Origin of the sequence: Mesorhizobium sp. M7A.T.Ca.US.000.02.2.1 (assembly GCF_003996995.1) — a bacterium.
Classification (GTDB): domain Bacteria; phylum Pseudomonadota; class Alphaproteobacteria; order Rhizobiales; family Rhizobiaceae; genus Mesorhizobium.
Window position 1 is genome coordinate 1 of the sequence record NZ_RZTT01000762.1, and the last position, 1,325, is coordinate 1,325.

Genomic DNA, 1,325 nt, shown 5'->3' on the forward strand with positions numbered 1-1,325 from the left:
GTGCGGCTCGAAAAGGGCTTCGGCCGCCACCGCGTGAAGCGACCGGCCGCGCGGCGCGAAAATCGGCTGATAGGCGCTACGCAGCCGGAACTCGCCATAGATGCCGTATTCGATGCCGACTTCGTCGACTTGGATCGCATCGCCGACATTGCGCCGCCGATCGTCTCTCATGTCGCCACCCGGCGCCCGAAGGCCTTGACCGGCCGCGCCGAAGGCATTGCCGCGGCAGGAGCAGCCGTGTCGACGGCAGCAGCGGCAGGCGCCTGCCTGGCCTTGTCGAAGACGCCAAAGCTGGTCGGCGCCAATTCGGGCCGCGCCAGCACGAAACCCTGCACCATCGACGCACCCGATTTCTCGGCCAGCTCCAGTTGCCAGCCCTCCTCGATGCCTTCGAACACCGTATGGATACCTTGCTCCTCGAAGTTCTTCACCATGGTGGTCAGCAACGCGAAGCCGGCGCCGGACTCCATCAGCTGCGTGATCCAGTAGGCATCGAACTTGACGATATCCGGCTTCAATTCCTTGACCCGATTGATGTCGGAATCGTCGGCGCCATAATCGTCGACGGCGATGCGAAAACCGTTGGCCCTGAGTGCCGCGACGAAGCCGTGCAAGGCTTCCTGCGACGCCGACCGCTGCTCGGTCACCTCGCAGACGACGCGACGCGGGTCGATGCCGGCCTCGTGCAGCACGAGCCGCATTTCGCGCAAGGCAGCGTCGGCAACGGCGCGTTCGGTGAACACTGACGGGTCGAAATTGACGAAGATCGATGCTTCCCGCGGCAGGCAGGCACCGGCGTTGAGAAGATGCAGCGTCCTGGTCAGCGCCTCGATATGCAGCCGGTCGGCGGCCGGGCAGGTCGAGAAGAAATTCATCGGCGATTGCGGCTCGCCGTCGCGGAACGGTCGGATCAGCCCTTCGAACGCGACCACCGACAGCTTGCCTTCCTTGAAAGCGAAGATCGGCTGGAAGGCGCTTTGCAGCGTGTAGATACCCCAGACACCGGTGGAGGTGCCGTCGTCCTGACGGATGATGTGGGCAAGCCCGACGCTGCGCGACACGGTTCCTCGCTCCGCAATTGGTCTGCCATCCTGCCACTCAAGCCTCTACCGCTCGTTAATGAATTTATTGTTGCCGACCCCGGGTCCCGATCACAGCTCCTTGAGACCTGGATCAGCCGACAATGCTTGCGTTGCGCGAAATCATGCGACATGAGAAGCGCCGCGGTCGCTCCTGGCCGCGCCGATCTTCCATGGAGACGTCAAGCTCATGGCCTTTCTTGCCGACACCCTTTCCCGCGTGAAGCCTTCCGCCACCATCGCGGT

1 protein-coding gene and 1 pseudogene are annotated in these 1,325 nt (G+C 63.5%); both read right to left on the reverse strand.

The window, feature by feature from the left end:
• A pseudogene (locus EOD15_RS37140) lies at positions 1-171 on the reverse strand (EAL domain-containing protein); the annotation flags it as partial.
• Positions 168-1,061, reverse strand: a complete 894-nt coding sequence (locus EOD15_RS34415; protein WP_127321442.1) for an EAL domain-containing protein — start codon at positions 1,059-1,061, stop codon at positions 168-170. The pseudogene EOD15_RS37140 and the gene EOD15_RS34415, both read right to left, overlap by 4 nt.
• Positions 1,062-1,325: the final 264 nt, after the last annotated feature.